Consider the following 20,758-nt stretch of genomic DNA (forward strand, 5'->3'; position numbering starts at 1 on the left):
GTGAGCCTTTTCTTTTGCTCTGCTAGCGAAGTTGAAATGCTCCACTGGAGCATTTCATCGAGCTAGTTATCTACGTAAGACTTTAATAGTTTTGCGCGCGATGGATGACGAAGCTTTCTAAGTGCTTTCGCCTCGATCTGACGAATACGCTCTCTTGTTACGAAGAAGTCTTGTCCTACTTCCTCAAGAGTGTGATCCGATTTTTCACCAATACCAAATCTCATACGAAGAACTTTTTCTTCTCTTGGAGTAAGAGTTGAAAGAACTGCTCTCGTTTGCTCAGAAAGTGTAATCGACATTACAGCGTCTGCTGGAGAAATGATTTTCTTATCTTCAATGAAGTCCCCAAGAGATGAATCTTCTTCTTCCCCGATTGGAGTTTCAAGAGAGATTGGCTCCTTCGAGATTTTTTGAACTTTCTTAACTTTATCAACAGGAAGTTCCATTTTCTCTGCAATCTCTTCCGGAGTTGGTTCGCGACCAAGTTCCTGGATAAGTTGACGAGATGTTCTTACCATCTTGTTGATTGTTTCGATCATGTGAACCGGGATACGGATTGTACGGGCCTGGTCAGCGATAGCTCTTGTAATCGCCTGACGGATCCACCAAGTCGCGTATGTCGAGAACTTGTATCCACGACGGTACTCGAATTTATCTACGGCCTTCATCAAACCGATGTTTCCTTCCTGAATCAGATCCAGGAACTGAAGACCGCGGTTAGTGTATTTCTTCGCGATAGAAACAACGAGACGTAGGTTAGCTTCTACAAGCTGTGCCTTCGCTTTATCGGCCTTTGTTTCACCTTCGATGATGATCTTGTAAACTTTTTCAATTTCTACGAATTCCATACCAGCATCAATCGTTAAACGACGAAGCTTTCTCAGGATGTCTTCCTGGTTACGGATAAGTTGTTCGATTTTTGCGTCAGTCGTGAAAAGGTCTTTTGCCAGCTTTCTCTTGAACGCATCGTCTTCCATTACTCTGTCGTAAAGGATTTTGTAGTCTTCAGCATTTCCTACTTCAAGGAACTTGAAGATACGATCTTGTTGGTCGAACATTTCAGTAAACTGAAGGTAGTATTTCTTAACTGGCTCTACGAAAGAGTTGATGATTTTTCTGTTGAAAGTTAAATCAGCAAGTTCAGCTGAGATTTCATCCATTAGTTTTTTCTGAGCAACGTCTAGGGCCTTTAGAGTCCCGTCAGCTTTTTCAGTTTCCTGAAGGATGACTGCGATTTGGTCGATAACCGCGTAAATTCTGTCTTTAACTTTTTTAATGTCAGCTGGAGATGATTCGTCATCAAGTCCACGTACAAGTTCTTTAACGAATTCTTGTGGGTTTTCTTGAGTCTCGATCTTCTCGCGAAGCTTTCCAACTTCTTTTAGAGCGTGAGTTGAAGATAGGGCAGAAAGGATAATCTCTCTTTCTCCTTCTTCGATTTCTTTTGCGATCACAACTTCGCCTTCACGAGTTAGAAGGGCAACTGAACCCATGCGCTTTAAATATAGTTTTACTGGGTCTGTAGATGCTGAACGAAGTTCAGCCTTTTCTTCACGTGATAATGCTTCTTCGATGATTTCGGTACCGTCTAAACGGATCCCTTCTTCGTCTTCATCTTCTTCCGCAGCTGAGTCCATAACCTCGATCTTAAGCTCAAGGATGCGGCCCATGATTTCATCGATGTCTGATGCCAGGACAATGCCGGCAGGAAGTGCGTCGTTGATTTCTTCAGCTGTAATAAAGTTTTGGTCTTTTCCTTTCGTCAAAAGACGACTGAACTCTTTTGAGTTCAGGAATTGAGCCACTGCTGGTGAAATTGGGTTACTCATTAATCGTTCTCCCTAACTAATTTTTTCGGGTTTTGAATTCTTTAATTGTTGAATATTTTTTTCAACTTCAAGTAACCGGGTCAGGAGGTTTGTCATCTCTTCTTCTGACTCGCATGTTTGTTGAAGTCTTTTAATTTCGTCTTTCTTATTTTTTAACTGCTCCATGTGCAGTTTAATTTTTAGGTCAAAGAGTAGTCGCTGTTTTGTTTTGTTGTCAGCGTCTTTAGGTTTGTAATTATAGAATGCAGAAGTTACTACTTCTCTTAAATCAATCGAGTACTCTGGACTATTCGTCACATTGAGCACCACTGATTCGTATTCGCTATCATCAACTTCCATTGTGATTTTACGAATTTTTCCAATGTATTTTTTTACCTCATCATTGCCAACTAAATCAAGGATTTCATTCATTTTATCCATGTTTAATAGAGAGGGAAGTTGGACTACTTCTTGCACTAGGAGCTTCTCCATCTTCGAGAGGAAAATCTGAGGAGGAGAAATTTCAGCATCAAAGTGGAATTCTTCATTCGCATCAGGGATAAAATCACTGTCAGTGTAAGCAGGTTCTTCCGTAGGTTGTTCTTTTTTTGGTTGGATAAATTTCGGCTTTTCAGTCATTTTACTTAAGTGATCTTGATAACTTTTAACGATTTGAGCGCTATCGGCTTTTAAACCCAGACGCTTAGCAAAGCTTACAACTCGCTCAGTCGCAGACAGTTCCATTTTCAGAGGGGCCAGGACTTCGAAAGCTTTGTTTAGGATCTCTAGCTTTCTATCCAGAACCTCTGGGAGCTTCTCTGGGATCAGTGCGCCAAGCAAAATATCAAAGGCAGGAATGGCATTATCGAGCTTTTCCTGCATTGCAAGTGCACCGTTGGCCTTTAAGTAATCATCCGGGTCCTTTTGAGGGGAAAACTCGATGTATTTGGCCACTAAACCTTTTTCAGCGAGCTGTTTATTGATCCTTTCCATGGCAATAAAGCCGGCCTTATCGCTATCCAGGGCAAGGTAAACATTTTTTGTAAGACCAACTATTCTCTCAAGTGAGTTAGTACCCAAAGCTACACCCATAACTGCCACGGTGTTTTTAAAGCCATTGTTGTACATTGCGATTTGGTCCATGTTTCCTTCAACCAGGATGACAGCATCCTTTTCCCTGATGGCATTTTTAGCAAGATGGAAGCCATAAAGGATGTTGCTCTTGATGAAGATGAAAGACTCCACCGAATTCATGTATTTAGCTTTCTGATCGTCTCTGATTGCCCTTGATGTGAAGCCTACAACCTGGCCGAATTGATCCCAGATAGGGAAGATGATTCGGTCTCTAAAGGTGTCATATTGGGCATTAGGATCGTTTTTGTCTCTTCTGATAAGTCCAATATCCAGAGCTGTGCTAATAGCGAAATCGCGGTCTTTAGGATCGGGAATTGATTTTAAATAATCGGTAATCGAATTTCTATTGGGAGCAAACCCAAGCGAGTAGGTCGTCGCGATCTCTTCATTGAGTCCACGGTTTTTAATGAATGATGTGTATGGTGCAAACGCTCCTGATGAAGCTGTTTTGCGGTAGAGGAGAGCTGTTCTCGTCAGGATTTTTTTGGCCATCTCCACTTTGGGATTGGTTTTTTTTTCTTCCTGATAAGAATCGAAATTAATTCCCTGTTTGTTGCAAATTTCTTTAAGAGCTTCAACGTAATCCAGGTTTCTGTATTTCATCACGAAAGTGATGGCGTCTCCGGCAGCTCCACAGGCAAAACACTTGAAGATTTTTTTAGAGTCGTTGATGTTCATCGACGGTTTTGTATCGCCGTGAAATGGACATAGGGAAACCTGCGCTGAACCTGAGCGCTTGATCGCAAGATAATTGCCGATCACAGATGAAATCGGAATTTCTTCTTTAATCTTTTGTTTTAAGTCGTCTAATGACATTACTTTTTTGATCTCAATACGAACGCTTTGATCTTGATTCCCTGGCTAAGGAAAATCTTCTCGAAGCCCGTAGTATATTTTGCCAGCATATGATCTGGATATTCAGCTCTTAAATCCTTACTTTCTAGGATGACTTCAAAGAGATCGCTCTGAGCTTTGATCTCTCTTTCCATCCACGCTGCGTAATCATCGTGGTCAGTTTTAATATAGAAAATCCCACCCGGCTTAAGCGATTTATGCGCCGATTTCAGGAATGGCTCCTGAATCAAACGCTTCTTGTGATGCTTGGTTTTTGGCCATGGGTCAGGGAAGAAATAGAAAATTCCATCGAGTTCATTTTCCTCAAACATAAATTCCACTCTCTCACCTTTAGCGCGAAGATAGCGGAAGTTTGTAAACTCAAGAGTCGAAAGTTTTTTTGCCAGAGCAAAACTTCTTTTGAATCGGTAATCAAGACCTACGAAGTGGTGGTGTGGATGATCGGCACAATAATCAATCATGAAGTGACCAGCACCAGTTCCGATTTCTAAAAAGAGCTCGCCGTCTCTTTTAAAAATTTCTTTGTTCCACTTACCTTTGAATGCCTCCGCTTCGTTATCTCTTAAAACGAAATCAGAAAACGCACCCAACCTTTCATGATAAGGGTTCTCATGTTTGTACTTGAAATCTTCTTTGAAAGAATAATCAACCATAGTCTAAAGCCTTTTAATTTTAAAGGGTTTAGTTACCATCTAGGGGACCTCCTAGCAAGAGATGTCCTATAAAGATTTCATGCTCAATTGCACTATTTCTGCATTGCGATACGATTCCTCTACTTACAACGACAACGTAACAAAAAACGGCCTATCCCCGGAGGCAACTTTATGAAATCGACTATTTTGGCCCTTTTGGCCTTTGCTAGCATGAGCGCTATGGCGGCGACAACTACACCTTCCCAATCAGAAGATCAATTTTGCGCAGACCGTGATTCATCATCATTTGCCAAAGACCTAACTAAAAGTTCTTCAAATCTAATGGCCTTTCAAAACCGTGGTGGTCTGGCAAATGGTGGAGTTTGTTGGTGGCACTCGCGTTTTCAAAGAAATGCTCTCTATCTGACGATTTATAAACCGGCCGAACAAAAACCAACAATCAAGGATGCTGAAAAAATCATTGGGAAAATTCGTGAAGGAAAAGACATTGTCGAAATCCCTGGATTCAGCAATTTTTCTGAATTCTCTGGTGCTTATAAAATTTTAATCCAGCGCGAACTTGAAAAGTGGCAGAAGTCAGATGGTATCGTGAAATTCAACTGGGTTGTCGGTTTATCTGGTAGCAACGAAGTTGAGGCCCCAAAGTTAAAGGAAATGATGGATGAGCTTTATGACTATGTTGAAGTTCAAGGAAACATCGCTTACGAAAAACTTCAAATCAAAGGTGTAACCGCTCACGCTTGGTTAGTTGTTAACATGAAGCAAGTTGATGGTGGATATGACCTGGAAGTCATCGACAGTAACTTCCAACACCAGACGACGATTTACAAATACCGTGACGGGATGACGAGCTTCAACCACTACTATTACGGAAACTTTGTTCCATACCTGGAAAGAAAAGGGGAGATGGATCAACTGTCGATGGCGATTTTAAAGAAGTGTAAGCCGGAAGAGTACAAAGAGAGAAAGAAAAAAGAGACAGCTAACAATAACTCTAATAACGAATACTCTGGATCTTAAAGAAGAAAAGCCCTCGTAAGAGGGCTTTTTTATTTCAGCTATTTCTTATCTAACATTTCGGTGATGATCATCGCCGCTTTTTTCGCCAGCGCCGGATCTTTAATCTTTTCGGTAATCAGCTTTTTCATGCGTTCAATTTCAGCTTTCTGGACGATATTATCATCAACTACTTTCAGTTGTGTTTTCGCCTTTGGTGTTGAATCGCATTGAGGTTTTTTTAGAGCACCCATAATTTTTTATGCAGCCACTTCTGGCTTTCTCCCGCTTGAATAGTGTTTAGATACTTTTTGCATATGGTTTTCGATCACTTCGAATAGCTCAAGATTTGTCGTGTGTGGATCCATTCCGTACGGAAGAGCAGAATAAACCATATCTCCAGATACTTCTGTGAAGACGTACCAAGTGTTTCCTAATTTTTGAAAAAGAACTTCAGATGTTGCTTGTGTGTTTGATTTTGATGCTTTCATAATTTCCTCCGTGAAATTGTGATTACCTTTGTCTCTTGCATTACTTTTCGTGTGTGGGCCGTCAAAACTTTAGACATTTTTTTAATTTTTTTTATTATTTTTTAGACATTAATCTCTGAGTTTTTCACTCGGAGATCAGGTCTAATATCTTACCTGTACTCCTACAAAAACCGAGGCTTGCGCCTTAAGCCTGCTCGAGATCTGGTCTTCACTCCAGAGTTCTGGGTAAGTAGGTTGGTCGGTTGTTTTAACCGAGTGGGGAAGAAATAAACTTAGATCCACTCCACCGATTAAATCCGTGTTGGGAAACACTTCAGTGATTTGTAATGAGGTGCTGGTCATTGGAGAAAGAGAGAATCCAGAAAAGATTCTCTCTTCTCCAATAGAGGCGTTATCGATAAAAAGAGTAGAGCGGTGATAGTTAAAAGTGAATCCCGTCCCAATGGCCAGGCGGTATTTGTCGCTCTTGTAAGCATCGTAAGTAAACCAAGGGCCGACGCGAATCAGGTCTCGGCTTTCTTCAGCCACATTGTCATTTTTAAATTCAACAGTGTTTTTTGAAGAAGTGATGAAGCCAATCATCCCGAAATAAAAACGATCGTATTTATCGTAGCTGATTTTATGAGAGATCACTAACCGCCCACCCATCTCTGCACGGTATTTCTGCTTATCAAAAGAAGAGATATACGAGTAAGGAGAAGTCGTGTTGTTTCCAACAATAAAAGAAATAGAAGCGCGAAGAAAAGAGCGGTCTTCAAAAGGATAAGTCGAAGGAATGGGCTCTTCAATGCGATAATCAGTTGGATCGTGTGCCAGCCTGATCGGTTGTTTGCTTTCATTATCGGTTCCGGATATCACTTTGACGTATTTTGCCGGAATAAAAGCAGGATTTCCTGCGCGGTCAAATGTCGGAACAAAGTCGGGGAGAGTTCCATCTACATAGTATTCTCTGGGAATAAAAACGCGTTCACCTTTTCTAATTGTCTGAAGCACTGTTGAACTCAATGAAGGCCCTTTTAAAAGAGGAGCTTCCAATACGATCACCACGCCGTCATAGGCCAGTGCCGATTGAGTTGAAAGAGCTAAAAATGTGAATAAGTGGAAAAAATATTTTCTCATAGATCCCATTCATATTTGTAACCGACCATTGCGCCGATTGAATTGATAACGAGTTCTTCCGGAACTGGATTTGATCCAGGTCTGGTTGTCGAAGTAAGTGTTAAATCGTGTCTGCGAAAGTGTGTTCCGAGCGTCCATTTGCCATAGCCAGAATCCCACAGCGCTTCTAATCCCAGATCGAATAAAATCGCCTGGTACTTTTCTTTTGAAGTGCCTGATGTCGTTGCGTAGAGCGGAGCGAATTCTCCTCCCAGATGTAGCGACAATGCCGTTGTTTCACCTTGATAAATGTAGCGCTGGATTTGCGGTCCGAAACTTAGTATTGAAAGCTTCACTTCATCAATATCATTTTCCCAGGTCGCTGTTTGGTAATTGATCCCTAGACCAAAATTAACTGGAAGAGTAGAGACGTAAAGTGTCCTGATTTCCCAGCGATTTCCAACAGCAGAGGTGAGTTCCTGGTTGTAGATTGAGTTAAGGGGAGACATTCCCAAGCGATCTAAGTGCAGATTGAATTGCGTATCAAAAAAAGCATATTTATTGTTAGCTTTTAACTGCGAAGGAGGAGGATAACTGATTTCTGCATCGACATTAGGAAGAACCTGAACATCTTTTTCAATTTCAACGACTCCATCGGCCAGAGTATCGTAGATCGCTTTGCCGTTTTTATCATAGACTAAAAAATGGTCCCTTTTTGAAGTATTGGTTTCCAGGACATTGGCGTAAATTCCTTTTTCAATGGCAAAACTTTTTTTGTCTGAAAGGCGAGTGAGAATAGTGCCTGGTTTTAAATAAACGCGGTAAGGTTTTAATTCGGCGGCAGTGCTGGCTAAAGCAAAGAAAGCGAGAAATAAAACGAGTACCTGCTTCATTATTTTTTCCCCTCGAGGTATTTTTTCGCCATCACAAAAGCTTCGTAATTTGTCGGGAAGGTATAGTCTTTAGGGTTGACCTCATTGAAGGGAACCCATTTAAAAAAAAGATGTTCTTCATTGAGAGTGATCTCAGGTTTTTCATCTAAGTGACAAAGATAAACCTGCTCAACACACTGTTTTTTCCAGCGATCAAAGAACTCATATCTTAAATTGAGATCAATCACGGAAGCCTTAAGACCTGCCTCTTCCCAAAGCTCGCGCTTGGCCGCTTCTTCGTAACTTTCATCTCCCTCAACTCCACCAGTGATATTTTGAAATCCGACGTAGTTATTAGGGATTTGATTATTGAATTCAAACAATAAAAGGTGATTGTCGGCGATGACCACCACTTGGACTTTTTTCTTTAGATCTTGATCATTCATATTTTAAAATTTTAACATAATCTGACATTTTAATATTTGAGTCATAAAAATTGCCTAATTAGGAGGTTTCTTGCCCCCATAATTCGTTGCTACATGTTGACCAAAATGATATGTTTTCCGCTTATGGAAGATTTTATTTATAGAGTAGCAATTTCACTCCCTGCTTTCCTTCTGGCCATTGTGTGCCACGAGGCAGCGCATGCGTGGATGGCCAAGCGTTTTGGTGATACAACTGGTGAGCAATTAGGGCGACTTAGCCTAAACCCATTAGTGCACTACGATCCGATTGGAACAGTCATTTTCCCGTTAATCGGGGCCATGCTTGGTGGAACGATGTTCGGATGGGCAAAACCAGTTCCAGTCGACACAAGAAGATTCAAAAATATTCGCTCAGGTATTTTCTGGGTGAGTTTCGCTGGGCCTTTGGCAAACATCATCCTGATGTTCATCTCGGCTATCCTGCTTGCTTTCATGTTCACAAAAGTTTCTCCAGACTTCTCATACTTTCAGGTTTTCACTGAAATGCTTAAGAGTGCTGTAACTATCAACGTTCTGCTGGCCGTATTCAACCTGATTCCCTTTCCACCACTTGATGGATCGAAAATGGTTTCTTCAATGCTTGATTACAATGCCGCTCGCAAGTTTGAAGATCTTCAACGTTACAGTTTTGTCTTTTTAATTATTTTGATTATGACTCCAGTGCTGAGTTGGATTATGTCTCCAGCACTATGGGCAAGTAACCTTATCGTTAATATTTTTATTAACATCTTTGCAGGTTTTTAATGTTAGATACATCTATTCAGGTAAAGACAGATCATTTTGACGGACCTCTCGGGCTCTTGCTTCTTCTTGTTGAAAAAGAAGAAATGAACATCCGCGAACTGGACCTGACAAAGATTACAAAACAATACTTAGATTACTTAGCTCAGATGCGCGATCTGAACTTCGATGTGGCAGGAGATTACCTTTTCCTTGCTTCAACACTTCTGCTTTTAAAATCAAAAGTGTGTATCGCTGAAGAAGAAATGAAGTCACTTGAGTCTGAATTCGGTGTGGAAGGATTAAACATCACTTCTCAGTCGGAACTTATCAGACGCCTTGAAGAGCTTCAATTATACCAAAAAATGTCTAAGAAACTTTGGGACCTGGAAAAGAAAGGTCACGAAATCTTCGTAAAGCCAAAAGTAGATAGAAAGGCCATCGTTAATTCGATTTTAACTCCAATGGATTTAAACTCGCTGACTATGACAATGGTTGATTTCTTATTCAGACAAAGAAGAAAGTACACAGTCGTAAAACGCGATCGTCTATCCATTAAAGAAAAACTGAAATTCTTAAAGAGCAATCTTAAATTGGGTGAACAGACAACGTTTGACACTCTTTTAGAGCAGGATGGAAACGCACTTATCGGTGACGACCAAAATCCTGAGAACTTAAAGAAAGACAAAATTGATAACATCGTTATCACTTTCATCTCTCTTTTAGAGCTTGCTCGTCTAAAGCGCATCAATGTTTTCCAAAATGAAGACAGAAGCACAATTTATGTCAATGTAGTCAGATCACTTGAAGATTTCGATGTTGATCAGGCAAACGGATTTGAAGATGAGCAGCCAACACCGGCGCCTAAAGATGATGATGTGTTAGAAGTTAAAGCGGCCAATCCGGATGAAAAACTAATCATTGAAGACCTGGGCGACTACGTAGCAGAAGAAGAAACAAAAGAAGCTTCTGCCGACGAAGAAATTCCTTCAGAGCTTACAGAGACTGGTTTATCAAAAGAGCAGGAAGATGAGTTTATGGATCTTCTGACAACTCCAGAGAGTCCTGATAGCGGATCTAAATTAATTCAATAAGGGTAAGGGGATATATGGATAACGTTAACAATAATTCAGACGTACACATGGATGATATTGAACTTCCAGCTAAGTTTCCTTCTGAGGAAGATTTAGAAATGCCGATTTTCGAAATGGCCGAACTGGATGAGAACATTGAGATCTCTGCTGCTGCAACAGAAGTTAAAACCGAGATCGAAAATGAAATCGAAAGTGAGATCGAAAGTGAGATCATTGATGAGAGCTTCTCTGATAGCATCGTTTCAGATGAAGTCCTATGGCAGGCCCGCACAGGTTTAAACCTGGACACTCTTTGTGGTGCTATTGAAACAATCATCTTCATGAGCGATAAACCGGTTTCAATCCAAAAGATTAAGTCGCTCATAGACGCTGAAATGCCGCTTAAAGTAGTTCACGAAGCTCTTCAAAGACTTCAAGCTGAATACGAGCAAAAACACCATGGTCTTCGCCTTCTTGAAGTTGCCGAAGGATACCAATACCGTACAAAAGCGACGTACTCTAAGTACGTGCAAGATATTTTCAAAATCAATTCACTGGTACTTTCTCCAACTGCGCTGGAAGTTTTAGCGATCATCGCTTACAAGCAACCATGTTCAAAAGTTGAAGTCGATAAGATCAGAGGAGTAGATAGCGGACACATCGTTCGTGCCCTTATGGATAAACGTTTAGTAAAAGTAACTGGTAGATCAGATGAATTAGGTCGTCCGGTTCTTTATGGAACAACTCCAGAGTTCCTGGAAGTGTTTAACCTTGCGGACCTGGCAGCTCTTCCACCTGAGCATGAGCTGGATGAAATGTCTCGAGCTTCTTCAGTTGGTAAAATCGCTGATATTAAAACTCTGGTTAATGATGGAGCTGATAAAGCGAGATTCAAGTTCGACGAAATCGAAGAGCTTGATATGCTTTCTGAGTCTATTAAAAACATCTCAAGTGAAACTGATTTTACCGCTTCACTTAAAGTTGAAGAAAAGAAACGTATGTCAGAAGAGGGAGTGGAGGTTAAATCTGCTTTCGATCTTCTTGAAGAGTTTGTTAACAAGAGACTTATCTCTGAGCAAAACAAGCAGGCGATCGAATCTCTTCTTACAACTAACGTAATTGATCCAAGAATTATCGACGACCTTGAAGCTGGCCCATTCAACGTTCCTCAAGAAGACGAAGAAGAGTTCCAGATGATCGATCTTGATACTGGATTACCTATCGAGTACGACGCTGAATTTGACGGTGAAATCGATGAAAACGGAAACTATGAAAGTGGTTTAGATGAGAGCGAATTCGATATCATCGTTGACCTTGATTTCGATAAAGAAGAAAGCGAAGAAGAGGCCCTTTCAAAGGCCCTTGATGCAGCTTTTGAAAACCTGACTGGCGAATCACTTGATAGCCGCCTTTCAGACGAAGAGTTTGCTTTTGGTGGAGAGCTTGAAGAAAGAAGCCAAAGCATTGATGACATCACTAACGGCATGATCGAAAAGGCCCAGGATTTAGACCTAGACCTGTCTTTCTTAAAAGACCCAAGTGCTGAAAATGACGATTCAGACGATCGTTCTCAAGACTAATTTGACATTCATCGGACCATAGCGTAAAACTCTGGTCCGATTACATATTTAACCAAAAAACGGCCGTGATGGCAGATTGGAGGACCCGATGACTAAGTCAAAGACTAAAAAAGCCGCGCTCGCAAAAGCAAAAATCGCAGAAACAAATAACGAATTAAATGTCCGCCTTCAGAAATTTATCGCTGATTGTGGAGTTACGTCTCGTCGTAAAGCAGAAATGATGATCCGTGAAGGACGTGTCACTGTTAACGGTGAAGTGGTGACGGAGCTTGGAACGAAAGTAGATCCATATAATGATGTTGTTATGGTTGATGGTGCTCTTGCAGATTTAAATGCAGTTGAACCGATCTATTTAATGCTTCATAAGCCAAGAGGTTATGTAACCACTCTAAACGATCCGGAAGGACGTGAGACAGTTATGGACCTGGTAAAAGAAATCCCAGAAAGAATTTATCCAGTAGGTCGTCTCGATTACCTTTCAGAAGGTCTTCTTCTTATGACCAACGATGGTGAGTTCGCCAACATGGTAATGCACCCGAAATACAATGTAACAAAAGTTTACGAAGTAAAAGTATTCGGATCAGTCACTGAAACAATTCTAAACAAACTTAAGGCCGGAGCTTACCTTGATGAAGGTCTGGTGAAGCCGACTTCAGTTCGTGTTATTAAGCAGCTTCCTACTAAGACATGGATTGAATTCCGTCTTAACGAAGGAAAGAATAGAGAGATCAGACGTCTATGTGAAGCCGTAGGTCTGACAGTAGATAAACTTAAACGTCTTGCTATCGGTAACCTTTCGGTTGAAGGTGTTGCTCCAGGGAAGTTCCGTGTAATGAGCAAAGAGCAAATGCTTGGGTTTATCGGAATCAATGAAGATGGTTCAATGAGAAAAGTATTGAATCAAGAAGGGTTCATCTCTGCTAAGAAGACAATCGATCTTAAGAAAAAACGTCCTCAGCCAGGTACTGTTGCTGATGATGAGGCTTTCAAGAAGTTTAGAAGAGAGACATACTTCGATTCTCTAAAACAAATCGCTGAGCAAAAAGCGAAAGTTTCTGAAAAAATTCAGTCTCTTTCTGATCAAGTTTACGTTGAAGAGCAAAAATCTTACGTGGAAAGAAGAAAGAAGGTTGATGCGGTTAAGGCGATCATTAAAAATAACAACCTGAAGAAAACCAGCTTCAGAGTTCCAAAAGATCAAAGATAATAAAAAAAGCCCTCGAAAGAGGGCTTTTTTTTACTACAGGTAAGTCTGATTTGACCTCTTAGAACGTAATAAGACCAAATCAGTTATCGTACGACACGACTTTTGAAGCAGTCACGTATTCTTGTAAAACATCTACTGAGTATTCAAGTGCCTGTTGAGCATAAGGGATGTTGCTCTGGTCTTTAAGCTCTTCTGTGAAGCGAGCTTGTTTAATAAGAGCAGCACACATTCTCATGAACTCAGCGCTCCCTTCGAAATACTCTTCTTCATTCTCAGTTAATAGCACATGCGTGAGCATCGTATTAAGTGATTTAATGAGTCTCACTTGCTGTGGTGTTAGCTCGCTTCCATCAATCTCGATTTTGATCATGCTGTTTTTTAATGAAGTCTGGGCTGACATAAAAAGAATCCTCTCTCTAAATAGGGTTCAAAAGGGTCACTAAACTATTTATCGCCATATTTACGAAGGAATTTAGAACTTTATGTTGGAGCGAATAATTCGATTTCTTACTGGACAAACAGGCTCCGGCAATCTAATATCACCCTGCGGGATGGAGCAGTCTGGTAGCTCGTCGGGCTCATAACCCGAAGGTCATAGGTTCAAATCCTATTCCCGCAACCATTTTTTCCAATATACCACCCTTGGTCCATTGGATTATGGGATGACTTTCTAAATAATTCCAAAGACATATGAAACGCATCGCCACTGGCTTCTACTGAAGCTTGGGATTGGTGTTTTACGTTCATTTTCGTGGATTCTCGTTTTTCCGATAGATTCACTACCTTATTTTTTGATTTCCCATCGTCAGACCCTTGATTGATCTGACGATAAAAAACTTGAGCCTGACCTTCTTTAAAAATCAGCTTATCAACAACAACTCGTAACAAAGCCTTTCTCATTTTAGGATTTGCCTTGGCCCACGCCAATTGCAACCGCTTCAGACTATCCTAGGTTGGCAGTGGATGAATCAAAAAACTTTAATCATATCAAACTAGTAAAAGCTTTTTTCATTTAAAACTTTTTTACTTATCGTTGTAAATAGCTAAAAGTTTAATCGTATTTTTTAGTTTCAAAAATAGCCTTCCATTCAATTTTAAAAAATTGATATACAAGAATATTTTTTGGATAACAAATCTACTTTATCGGCAAGAATAGAGAAGTTTCAGCCTGTAATTTTTGAAGCTTCTAAATCCATACGCACATCTTTGAATCAACTTTGCCTTTCGATTGTATCCTTCTGTTCTTCCATTCGTCAGATTGGTAGAAAAATAATTTAATATTTCGTTAGCCCATAAACGCAATGTTCGTCTTAAACTTTGTATTTCTGGTATATTTGAATTGGCCATGGAATCAAGTATTTCAATCCAAATCTTTCTAGCCTTTTTTTGTCCTTTTATTCGATAAAATCTGTAAATCCTTTCTTTGAACCAGTAAATTTCTTTAAGGTCTGAAGAAAATTCTAAAAAACGATCAATAGTATTTTTAGTTTTCCATTGAAGTTTTGACCTATTACAAATAAGTAGTCTTCCAATAGGATTTCTAAAGCCAGCATTAAATCCTTCTTTCTCGATAAGATCTTTTCTGTACTTATGAATGATAGGATGAATCAGTTTAATAACATGAAACTTATCAGCGATAAGACGCGCTTCTGGAAAAAATTCTTGAGCAAAACTTCTAAAAGTTGGAGACAAGTCAAGGATGACATTTTTTACATTTTCACGTCCTGGGATGTCTTTAATATGTGATTGAGTTAAATCGCCTATGGCTTTACCGAGTACAACTTCTTTCATTCGCTTATTTGTATAGTCAATAAAAACGGTCACAAAATCTGTTTTATGTTTTTTTGCACTCCGAAGAAAACTATGTTCATCAATTCCAATTGTTTTAGGCCATGGAGATTTGTATTCACGAAGAACAAGTTCAACTTGTTGATAAAATGATTTATAGACTAGCCAACTTGAGGCATTGGTATATTTTGATACGCGCTTTAAATCAGAATAATTTTCAGAGGCCCACCGTATGTGAGATCTAAGTCTTTGAGTCGTTCTAAAGCCTTTAAAAACGCCTTGAACAGGTTCTCTGAAGGGCTTTTTACAAGTCTTACATAGAAATCTTCTTTTTTTGATTTTTAAAATGACATGTCTTTGTCTGATGGGAGCATCTCTTATAGTTACAAATACATGGTCATAAATAGTAGAGCATTTTGATGCACATTTTGGACAAACTTCAAATTCGGATTGCTTCTCACAGTAAAAATAGCGTTTGTCTTTTACGATTATTTCTTTAATAAATTTAAGTTCAGGAAGCAAAATACTTCGTGTTACACTTTCATTGAGCATAAGAATTCTCCTTAAAATTTGATTCGCAATTTAATTTTAAACGAAAAATTCTTATGCTTATTTGTTGATTAAAATACTATTGATTCGCAGCCATCCACTGCAAACCGAGAAGACCGCGAGTTGCACTGGCAGACGCATGTCGGATACGGCTAAACATTTAATTGAAGAAGTGATTCCGGAAGTACCGACAAGGCAATGGGTATTAAGCATGCCCTATGTTCATAGATTTTTGCTCGCGCGAAATCCTGATTTCTTAAGAAAGGCCTTGGCGATTTTTCACCGGACACTTAGTCGCCATTATGAATACAAGGCCAGAATCCACAATCTGAAAAATCCCAAAGCTGGAGCGATTACAGTCGTTCAGCGTTTTGGAGGAGCACTTAATCTAAACGTGCATTTCCATACGATCTATATCGATGGAGTATTCTATGAAAATAATTTTGGCGATGAAGTCTTTTTTGAAATTGTTCCAACGCATGAAGAAGTCGTTCAACTCAATGGCACATTGAAGAAACGCTTAATGAGACTACTGGAAAAATTTGAGCAAGTTGAAAATGACTATAACGATCAATCCGACTTTCAGGCCCAGAGTGTACAAAACCGAGATGAGAATTTTCAGCTCCCACTTAAGATCGGCAAGGTCTGGGACCCGCCATTCAGAGAATTTGTAGGGAAGCGTTGCTCCTACGATGATGGGTTCAGTCTGCATGCGAATGTAAAAATCTTGGCACATCAACGGGCCGAATTGGAGAGACTTTGTCGCTACATTCTGCGAGGTCCCATTGCAAAAGAGAGGATTACTTATGAGGCATCTGGAAAAGTAAGGCTACAGCTAAAAACACCTTACTCCGACGGGACAACTCATCTGCAATTCACTCCAGATCAATTCATCAAAAGGATTATTGCTCTTATACCGCCACCGAGACAAAACCTTATTCGCTATATTGGAGTTTTTGGGGCCCGTCATAAGAAGAGATCTAAAATAACGAGTTTGGCGTGTCCTAAGAAAGTGAAGACCAAGAAGAAAGTTTACCGCACGCCATGGAGCGAATTGTTAAAATACGTTTTTAAATATGAAGTTAGTAATTGTGATCACTGTGGCACCAAGCTAACTTTGGTAGCCACGATAACTTCCCAGAATATCTGCCAAAAAATATTGAATCATCTTGGCCAGCCGGCAAATGAAGTGATTATCAGGTCTCCGAGAGCACCTCCTGAGGCAGACTACTTTGATCAAGCAGTGGGCGATTTTTAAGCAAAATTAGTTGAGCAAGGGCAGGGGTGCGCCTAATTTCGGTCTTAAATAAGACCGTCCCGTAAATTTCAGCCGAATCCGACAAAAAGGCGTGAAGATTTCCTTTAAATAGAGAGACCGAAGGTCATCCTTTTCCTAAAAAAGGGGGGGGCCATGGTTCCAAGATGTAAAATCGAGGGCTAATTCAGGCTATACTTTTTGCTTCTGGTTTCTTTCTTAATGTAAAAGGGTTTGGTTCTATGGATATTTCATTTCGAGTTAAAGATAAAGAAGGAAAAGAAATTTGTATCTTAAAGCCAGCACTGAATTTTGGAGTCCAATTCCAGGAATTAAAAGTCGCTCAATAGTTTATAGTTTTCTTTATAATAATTTGTAATAATCATCTGTGGGAGTAAATTACGGTTACAAATGGTTAAGGGTTCATAACTAAAAGTAGTTCTGCTAATAATTGAGCTAAATTTATCCTTACGTAATTAAGCATGGGTCAAAGTTCGATGATTCAGCCAATACTTATATTTTTCTATTCTTAATTTTTAGAAGAAATCTAAATGTAAACTTCCTATTTAGTTTTATTCTCTTCGACTGATTTTTCTAATCTAGTTGCTTTAAGTTTCTGTAGAATAAGGATGTAATCTTCTGAACTTTTTATGTTAGAAATTCGAAGAAGGGTAGCGCTCTCTTCTTGAGGGGTTAGCAATGGAGCAGTTGTACGAAAAGCCATGTTTAGAGTTGAAGCATCTGCTTTAGCAGCAATATTCATTAATAACAAGGTGAAGTTATATAACGTAAATATTAATACGAAAGGAGTTAAAAGGTACTTCATCTGCTTCTTACTTGATTGGAGATTTTTTTAAACCTTTGTATATTATCCAATGAAATAATTCTCAATTTATTTTTAATTTCCAACAATTGTTCTTTACTCATTTGATCGTATGTCGCTAGTTCTTCATGTTCCTCTATCTTGTCATTTCCCTTCCTTATTAGACTTCTTAATCTAAAGTATAAAGTAATCAATACGGTATTTAAAAAGATGACCACCAAGACTTCGCTAAGACCTTCTGATGGAGAAAAAAATATTCTGACAACTGGAGTATAGTATTTAGTTTGCAAAAAGCTAGAGCTTGAAATAATCCAGGAAGCAATATTTTTCCAAACGAATGGGTAGCTATACTTAACGATGTCATAGATAAAATTAAGTAAAAGTGAACTACCAATGACATACCCAATTCTCTTTAGTTTTTCGTTGTCATAACTTGCTGAATCTTTCTTCATAAATCCCTCGAAATATAGCTCTAACTTGAACTATATCACTAATACAAAATCCGACACTGCAGGACGGATAATACTTAATGAAATTTTTGATCAAGTTTTTTTGATGCTTGGAACATTATTAGGATAAAAAAAATTGATAATAAAAAAATGATCTTATCAAAGCTTAGAATTTTGTGTTGGAGATTATTTTAGATTAAATTGAAAATGAACTCAAGCTGAACCTCAGCGGTAATGGTAATTGAGCGCATAGTAAGTGTATTGAAGGAAAATAAAAAAAAAGCCCCGTGGGTTAAACGGGGCTTTTAGTATAATTCACTCATTGCTGAGATCGTTATGAATTTAATGGGGTCGTGTTCATAAGTGTACACACTCATTAGCAGAAATCCATTTTCACCACGGACTTTCTAATTTTAAACTCCATAATTCATTTAAGAGAATTGAAAGAGATGAAGGGATTCAGAGATTTAATTTCTTAGGTTGCTTATGATATTTGGGCCAGAAAACATCCTAAGAATTTAGGGAAGGTTTCTGGTGGAGAGAACCTGTCGCGGGGTTTATTAAACCCTCCACCAGTTTTTATATTCTACCAAATACTGAAATCCAAGCAAGTTCAAAAAAAACACATAAGATTCAGCTGCTTAAGTTGCTGAAATCCCAGCGGTTTGATTATATTTAGGGTTAAGCATATAATGAATTTCTATCCTTGAAATAAACCACTTGAAAGGGGACTCCTAGAATGTGTGCAGTAACTAATAAGTAATCATAAATTTTGTCTATTGATTAATAACTACAATTTTTGAGGTCTTATGAGACAGTTGGCCATGATTAGTCAGGTGAAGGAATCTTCTTTGCTTGATCCTAACATCCGTTCAGTTTTTATGTATGGTTCTTTTATCAAAGGTGAAGGAGACAAATATTCCGACATCGAGTTCTATATTTTTTTAACTGATACAGAAAATTTTGATGAGAAACATTGGGTTGCTCAATTGGGTAAAGTCGATTTGTTCTTTAAAAATGAGTTTGGTACTAAAGTTGCGATCTATGATGACTTGATTCGTGCCGAGTTTCATTTTCTTGATATTAAAGAAATAGGAATTATCAAAAGCTGGGAGGGATTAGTTTCTTTTGAACTCAAAGATAAAATGATTCAGGTCGATAAAGATGGATTATTGAAGAATACACTAGATTCTATTTCCGTTATTTCACCAACAAGAAATTCTAAAGAATCAATTGAGTGGTTAGCACAGTCCTTAGTGAACTCTCTGGTATACACATCACATTTGATTGGAAGAAAAGAGTGGGCCCATGCACATATGACATTCTCATATATTCAAAAATTTACTTTATGGTTAATGAGGGTAGAAGCCTTAGCATTTGATCATTGGGAGAGTCCTTCTAAGAGTATCGAAAAAGATATTCCTAAGAAGATGTATGAGAAATATGAAAAAGTTTGTCCAGCTCTCGATCCGGAAGCGGTAACTGCCAGCTTTAGAAGCTCTGTCGAAATTGCAGGAGAATTATTCTTGAATCTCGAAGTTAATCAAGAGATTACTTTTGGAGTTGCCCCTGTCAAACCGGACCACCTAGCTAGCTAATGTTTTCTCATTCTCACGTCTAAATTGTCTCGGACTTTTCATCTTAAGCCCCTTGTGAGGAGCATTTTCATTATAATCCTCAAACCATTTTTCAAGTTGCCCCATTACTGTGGCCGCATCTTTTAAATCACCAAACCAAACATAGTCGCGTTTAAAAGTCTTCACGAGTGCTTCTGCCATTCCATTTGATTCTGGACTGTATGCAGGTGTCGTTCGCACATCAAAACCGATTGAGCGGGCAAATTTGACTGTCTCGTGACTAGTGTATTGAGGACCGTTATCCGAAAGCCATTGCACACGATGAGGTAGATAATCTATTTTTCCAAATCGAGTCTCAAGGCAATCAACCATAAGATCTCTAATTGCGGCACCATCAATTCCAATTGTCGAAGCAACGTAACTCATAACTTCACGATCACAAGTATCAAGAGCAAAAGCAACATGCACTCTATCACCATTAAAACATTGGATCGTAAAACAATCAGAGCACCAACGAGTATTACTTTTAAGAGTGATTACTTGTCCGTCATGAGTTTGTGTTTTCTTTTTATCGTAGCGAGCGAGAAGCATATCGTTTGTTTTCATAATTCTATAAACTCTCTTGTGATTCACTCTGTTTTTCCCAATAGAAAGCAGTTCTGAGCAAAGCAACGCTGTTACTCTTCGATATCCATAAGTTGGTCTTTCAGCGACAATAGCCTTTATCTTTGAAAGTAAAAACTCATCTTCGTAATTTTCTTTTTTGGGTTGATCAATCTCTTTTTTCATTTGCTCCGTGAGATTGCTTCTCGCGACTTCCAGTGTCTCGGCTATCTGCCTCACTGAAAATCGTCCATGCCGAGCAATGGTGCGCGCGAGATCAGTTTTTTTTCGCGTCCAATGCGTACTGCTTCTTTGAGGATCTCATTTTTAAGAGTAGCTTTACCAAGAGCACGTTCAAGTTCTCTGATTCTAGCAAGGGCCTTTTTATATTCTGATTCAGAAACAACTTCCTCTTCAGCTCTTACTGCTGTAACAGCACCATTCTCCATACATCTCCTCCAATAAAATAATTGTGAAGGAGAAATTCCGTTTTGTCTCGCAACTGATGATACAGATTGCCCTGGTTTAAAAGTTTCTTCGATCAAGCTCATTTTCAATTCCTCTGACCATTTTCGGCGTTTCTGAACACCGATGATGACCTTAGGACTAGTCATACTACTAGTCGTACTCATAGTCGTTAACCTCCGTTATGAAGCTAACTTAGTGGTCCGGTTCTATGAGGGGCTATCACAACTTTGATGTTAGAGAAAATCCGTAGAAGGATAGATTACTGATTTATTGC

At 39.2% G+C, this 20,758-nt stretch carries 21 protein-coding genes, 1 tRNA gene and 1 pseudogene; 8 read left to right on the plus strand and 15 right to left on the minus strand.

The window, feature by feature from the left end:
• Positions 1-62 precede the first annotated feature (62 nt).
• The 4 genes and pseudogenes from rpoD to trmB form a co-directional block, all read right to left on the minus strand.
• Complete coding sequence (rpoD, locus tag ACN20O_RS09925) at positions 63-1,493, minus strand: RNA polymerase sigma factor RpoD (protein ID WP_243733583.1); 1,431 nt, start codon at positions 1,491-1,493, stop codon at positions 63-65.
• Positions 1,467-1,829: pseudogene (locus ACN20O_RS09930) on the minus strand (RNA polymerase sigma factor region1.1 domain-containing protein); the annotation flags it as partial. The pseudogene ACN20O_RS09930 and the gene rpoD, both read right to left, overlap by 27 nt.
• A 12-nt stretch (positions 1,830-1,841) precedes the next feature.
• Entirely contained in the window at positions 1,842-3,758 is a 1,917-nt protein-coding gene (gene dnaG / locus ACN20O_RS09935; protein ID WP_491633802.1) for a DNA primase, read from the minus strand.
• A complete protein-coding gene (gene trmB, locus ACN20O_RS09940; RefSeq protein WP_102242160.1) occupies positions 3,758-4,450 on the minus strand; it encodes a tRNA (guanosine(46)-N7)-methyltransferase TrmB in 693 nt (230 codons plus the stop codon). The genes dnaG and trmB overlap by 1 nt, the downstream gene beginning before the upstream one ends.
• A gap of 171 nt (positions 4,451-4,621) precedes the next feature.
• Between trmB and ACN20O_RS09945 the strand changes: the two genes are divergently transcribed.
• A complete protein-coding gene (locus ACN20O_RS09945) occupies positions 4,622-5,470 on the plus strand; it encodes a hypothetical protein (protein ID WP_491633803.1) in 849 nt (282 codons plus the stop codon).
• A 38-nt stretch (positions 5,471-5,508) separates the two neighbouring features.
• Here ACN20O_RS09945 and ACN20O_RS09950 read toward each other — a convergent pair whose 3' ends face one another.
• The 5 genes from ACN20O_RS09950 to ACN20O_RS09970 all read right to left on the minus strand — a co-directional run bounded on the left by ACN20O_RS09950 (position 5,509) and on the right by ACN20O_RS09970 (position 8,353).
• On the minus strand, positions 5,509-5,700 hold the full coding sequence (locus ACN20O_RS09950; RefSeq protein WP_102242162.1) for a hypothetical protein: 192 nt from the start codon (positions 5,698-5,700) through the stop codon (positions 5,509-5,511).
• A gap of 6 nt (positions 5,701-5,706) precedes the next feature.
• Positions 5,707-5,937: a hypothetical protein gene (locus tag ACN20O_RS09955; protein WP_491633804.1), complete on the minus strand. Its 231-nt coding sequence runs from the start codon at positions 5,935-5,937 to the stop codon at positions 5,707-5,709.
• 141 nt (positions 5,938-6,078) lie between these two features.
• Positions 6,079-7,056, minus strand: a complete 978-nt coding sequence (locus tag ACN20O_RS09960) for an SH3 domain-containing protein (protein ID WP_491633805.1) — start codon at positions 7,054-7,056, stop codon at positions 6,079-6,081.
• Complete coding sequence (locus tag ACN20O_RS09965; protein ID WP_491633806.1) at positions 7,053-7,928, minus strand: hypothetical protein; 876 nt, start codon at positions 7,926-7,928, stop codon at positions 7,053-7,055. The genes ACN20O_RS09960 and ACN20O_RS09965 overlap by 4 nt, the downstream gene beginning before the upstream one ends.
• The gene (locus ACN20O_RS09970; protein ID WP_102242166.1) at positions 7,928-8,353 is read right to left on the minus strand and encodes an NUDIX domain-containing protein; all 426 of its coding nucleotides are present in this window, start codon (positions 8,351-8,353) and stop codon (positions 7,928-7,930) included. The genes ACN20O_RS09965 and ACN20O_RS09970 overlap by 1 nt, the downstream gene beginning before the upstream one ends.
• Before the next feature lie 123 nt (positions 8,354-8,476).
• Here ACN20O_RS09970 and ACN20O_RS09975 point away from each other — a divergent pair, with 123 nt between their 5' ends.
• The 4 genes from ACN20O_RS09975 to ACN20O_RS09990 all read left to right on the plus strand — a co-directional run bounded on the left by ACN20O_RS09975 (position 8,477) and on the right by ACN20O_RS09990 (position 12,972).
• The gene (locus tag ACN20O_RS09975) at positions 8,477-9,136 is read left to right on the plus strand and encodes a site-2 protease family protein (protein WP_158649527.1); all 660 of its coding nucleotides are present in this window, start codon (positions 8,477-8,479) and stop codon (positions 9,134-9,136) included.
• A complete protein-coding gene (locus ACN20O_RS09980) occupies positions 9,136-10,206 on the plus strand; it encodes a segregation and condensation protein A (protein ID WP_491633807.1) in 1,071 nt (356 codons plus the stop codon). Before ACN20O_RS09975 ends, ACN20O_RS09980 begins: the two co-directional genes overlap by 1 nt.
• A gap of 14 nt (positions 10,207-10,220) precedes the next feature.
• Positions 10,221-11,765 carry an SMC-Scp complex subunit ScpB gene (scpB, locus tag ACN20O_RS09985; protein ID WP_491633808.1) on the plus strand — a complete coding sequence of 515 codons (1,545 nt, stop codon included), beginning with the start codon at positions 10,221-10,223 and terminating at the stop codon, positions 11,763-11,765.
• A gap of 88 nt (positions 11,766-11,853) precedes the next feature.
• Positions 11,854-12,972 carry a pseudouridine synthase gene (locus ACN20O_RS09990; RefSeq protein ID WP_491633809.1) on the plus strand — a complete coding sequence of 373 codons (1,119 nt, stop codon included), beginning with the start codon at positions 11,854-11,856 and terminating at the stop codon, positions 12,970-12,972.
• Between the two features lie 79 nt (positions 12,973-13,051).
• On the opposite strand, the gene ACN20O_RS09995 is transcribed toward ACN20O_RS09990, so the two are convergent.
• The gene (locus ACN20O_RS09995) at positions 13,052-13,372 is read right to left on the minus strand and encodes a hypothetical protein (protein WP_491633810.1); all 321 of its coding nucleotides are present in this window, start codon (positions 13,370-13,372) and stop codon (positions 13,052-13,054) included.
• A 145-nt stretch (positions 13,373-13,517) separates the two neighbouring features.
• Between ACN20O_RS09995 and ACN20O_RS10000 the strand changes: the two genes are divergently transcribed.
• Positions 13,518-13,594, plus strand: a tRNA-Met gene (locus ACN20O_RS10000).
• Here the strand turns inward: ACN20O_RS10000 and ACN20O_RS10005 are convergent.
• Both ACN20O_RS10005 and ACN20O_RS10010 read right to left on the minus strand, forming a co-directional pair.
• Positions 13,573-13,872 (minus strand): hypothetical protein, encoded by a 300-nt coding sequence (locus tag ACN20O_RS10005; protein WP_491633811.1) that lies wholly within the window; start codon positions 13,870-13,872, stop codon positions 13,573-13,575. The two genes, ACN20O_RS10000 and ACN20O_RS10005, sit on opposite strands and share 22 nt — an antisense overlap.
• 240 nt (positions 13,873-14,112) lie before the next feature.
• Entirely contained in the window at positions 14,113-15,312 is a 1,200-nt protein-coding gene (locus ACN20O_RS10010) for an ISL3 family transposase (protein ID WP_491633812.1), read from the minus strand.
• 136 nt (positions 15,313-15,448) lie between these two features.
• Here ACN20O_RS10010 and ACN20O_RS10015 point away from each other — a divergent pair, with 136 nt between their 5' ends.
• The gene (locus ACN20O_RS10015) at positions 15,449-16,567 is read left to right on the plus strand and encodes a transposase (protein ID WP_491633813.1); all 1,119 of its coding nucleotides are present in this window, start codon (positions 15,449-15,451) and stop codon (positions 16,565-16,567) included.
• 559 nt (positions 16,568-17,126) lie between these two features.
• Here ACN20O_RS10015 and ACN20O_RS10020 read toward each other — a convergent pair.
• Positions 17,127-17,390, minus strand: coding sequence for a hypothetical protein (locus ACN20O_RS10020; protein ID WP_491633814.1), 264 nt, complete (start codon positions 17,388-17,390; stop codon positions 17,127-17,129).
• Positions 17,387-17,839 (minus strand): hypothetical protein, encoded by a 453-nt coding sequence (locus tag ACN20O_RS10025; RefSeq protein WP_491633815.1) that lies wholly within the window; start codon positions 17,837-17,839, stop codon positions 17,387-17,389. Before ACN20O_RS10025 ends, ACN20O_RS10020 begins: the two co-directional genes overlap by 4 nt.
• A gap of 806 nt (positions 17,840-18,645) precedes the next feature.
• Between ACN20O_RS10025 and ACN20O_RS10030 the strand changes: the two genes are divergently transcribed.
• Entirely contained in the window at positions 18,646-19,434 is a 789-nt protein-coding gene (locus tag ACN20O_RS10030) for an aminoglycoside 6-adenylyltransferase (RefSeq protein WP_491633816.1), read from the plus strand.
• Here the strand turns inward: ACN20O_RS10030 and ACN20O_RS10035 are convergent.
• Positions 19,423-20,630 (minus strand): IS3 family transposase gene (locus tag ACN20O_RS10035; RefSeq protein ID WP_491639281.1). Its coding sequence is split into 2 segments (ribosomal slippage): positions 19,423-20,306 and positions 20,306-20,630, totalling 1,209 coding nucleotides; the frame shifts between segments, so codons are not numbered across the junction. The two genes, ACN20O_RS10030 and ACN20O_RS10035, sit on opposite strands and share 12 nt — an antisense overlap.
• Positions 20,631-20,758: the final 128 nt, after the last annotated feature.

The organism is Bacteriovorax sp. As-1 (assembly GCF_058446905.1).

Coding starts and splice junctions, on each gene's coding strand:
- rpoD (WP_243733583.1), bottom strand. CDS start 1,493: ATGGGTTCAGTTGCCCTTCTAACTCGTGAAGGCGAAGTTGTGATCGCA.
- dnaG (WP_491633802.1), bottom strand. CDS start 3,758: ATGTCATTAGACGACTTAAAACAAAAGATTAAAGAAGAAATTCCGATT.
- trmB (WP_102242160.1), bottom strand. CDS start 4,450: ATGGTTGATTATTCTTTCAAAGAAGATTTCAAGTACAAACATGAGAAC.
- ACN20O_RS09945 (WP_491633803.1), top strand. CDS start 4,622: ATGAAATCGACTATTTTGGCCCTTTTGGCCTTTGCTAGCATGAGCGCT.
- ACN20O_RS09950 (WP_102242162.1), bottom strand. CDS start 5,700: ATGGGTGCTCTAAAAAAACCTCAATGCGATTCAACACCAAAGGCGAAA.
- ACN20O_RS09955 (WP_491633804.1), bottom strand. CDS start 5,937: ATGAAAGCATCAAAATCAAACACACAAGCAACATCTGAAGTTCTTTTT.
- ACN20O_RS09960 (WP_491633805.1), bottom strand. CDS start 7,056: ATGAGAAAATATTTTTTCCACTTATTCACATTTTTAGCTCTTTCAACT.
- ACN20O_RS09965 (WP_491633806.1), bottom strand. CDS start 7,928: ATGAAGCAGGTACTCGTTTTATTTCTCGCTTTCTTTGCTTTAGCCAGC.
- ACN20O_RS09970 (WP_102242166.1), bottom strand. CDS start 8,353: ATGAATGATCAAGATCTAAAGAAAAAAGTCCAAGTGGTGGTCATCGCC.
- ACN20O_RS09975 (WP_158649527.1), top strand. CDS start 8,477: ATGGAAGATTTTATTTATAGAGTAGCAATTTCACTCCCTGCTTTCCTT.
- ACN20O_RS09980 (WP_491633807.1), top strand. CDS start 9,136: ATGTTAGATACATCTATTCAGGTAAAGACAGATCATTTTGACGGACCT.
- scpB (WP_491633808.1), top strand. CDS start 10,221: ATGGATAACGTTAACAATAATTCAGACGTACACATGGATGATATTGAA.
- ACN20O_RS09990 (WP_491633809.1), top strand. CDS start 11,854: ATGACTAAGTCAAAGACTAAAAAAGCCGCGCTCGCAAAAGCAAAAATC.
- ACN20O_RS09995 (WP_491633810.1), bottom strand. CDS start 13,372: ATGTCAGCCCAGACTTCATTAAAAAACAGCATGATCAAAATCGAGATT.
- ACN20O_RS10005 (WP_491633811.1), bottom strand. CDS start 13,872: ATGAGAAAGGCTTTGTTACGAGTTGTTGTTGATAAGCTGATTTTTAAA.
- ACN20O_RS10010 (WP_491633812.1), bottom strand. CDS start 15,312: ATGCTCAATGAAAGTGTAACACGAAGTATTTTGCTTCCTGAACTTAAA.
- ACN20O_RS10015 (WP_491633813.1), top strand. CDS start 15,449: ATGTCGGATACGGCTAAACATTTAATTGAAGAAGTGATTCCGGAAGTA.
- ACN20O_RS10020 (WP_491633814.1), bottom strand. CDS start 17,390: ATGAAGTACCTTTTAACTCCTTTCGTATTAATATTTACGTTATATAAC.
- ACN20O_RS10025 (WP_491633815.1), bottom strand. CDS start 17,839: ATGAAGAAAGATTCAGCAAGTTATGACAACGAAAAACTAAAGAGAATT.
- ACN20O_RS10030 (WP_491633816.1), top strand. CDS start 18,646: ATGAGACAGTTGGCCATGATTAGTCAGGTGAAGGAATCTTCTTTGCTT.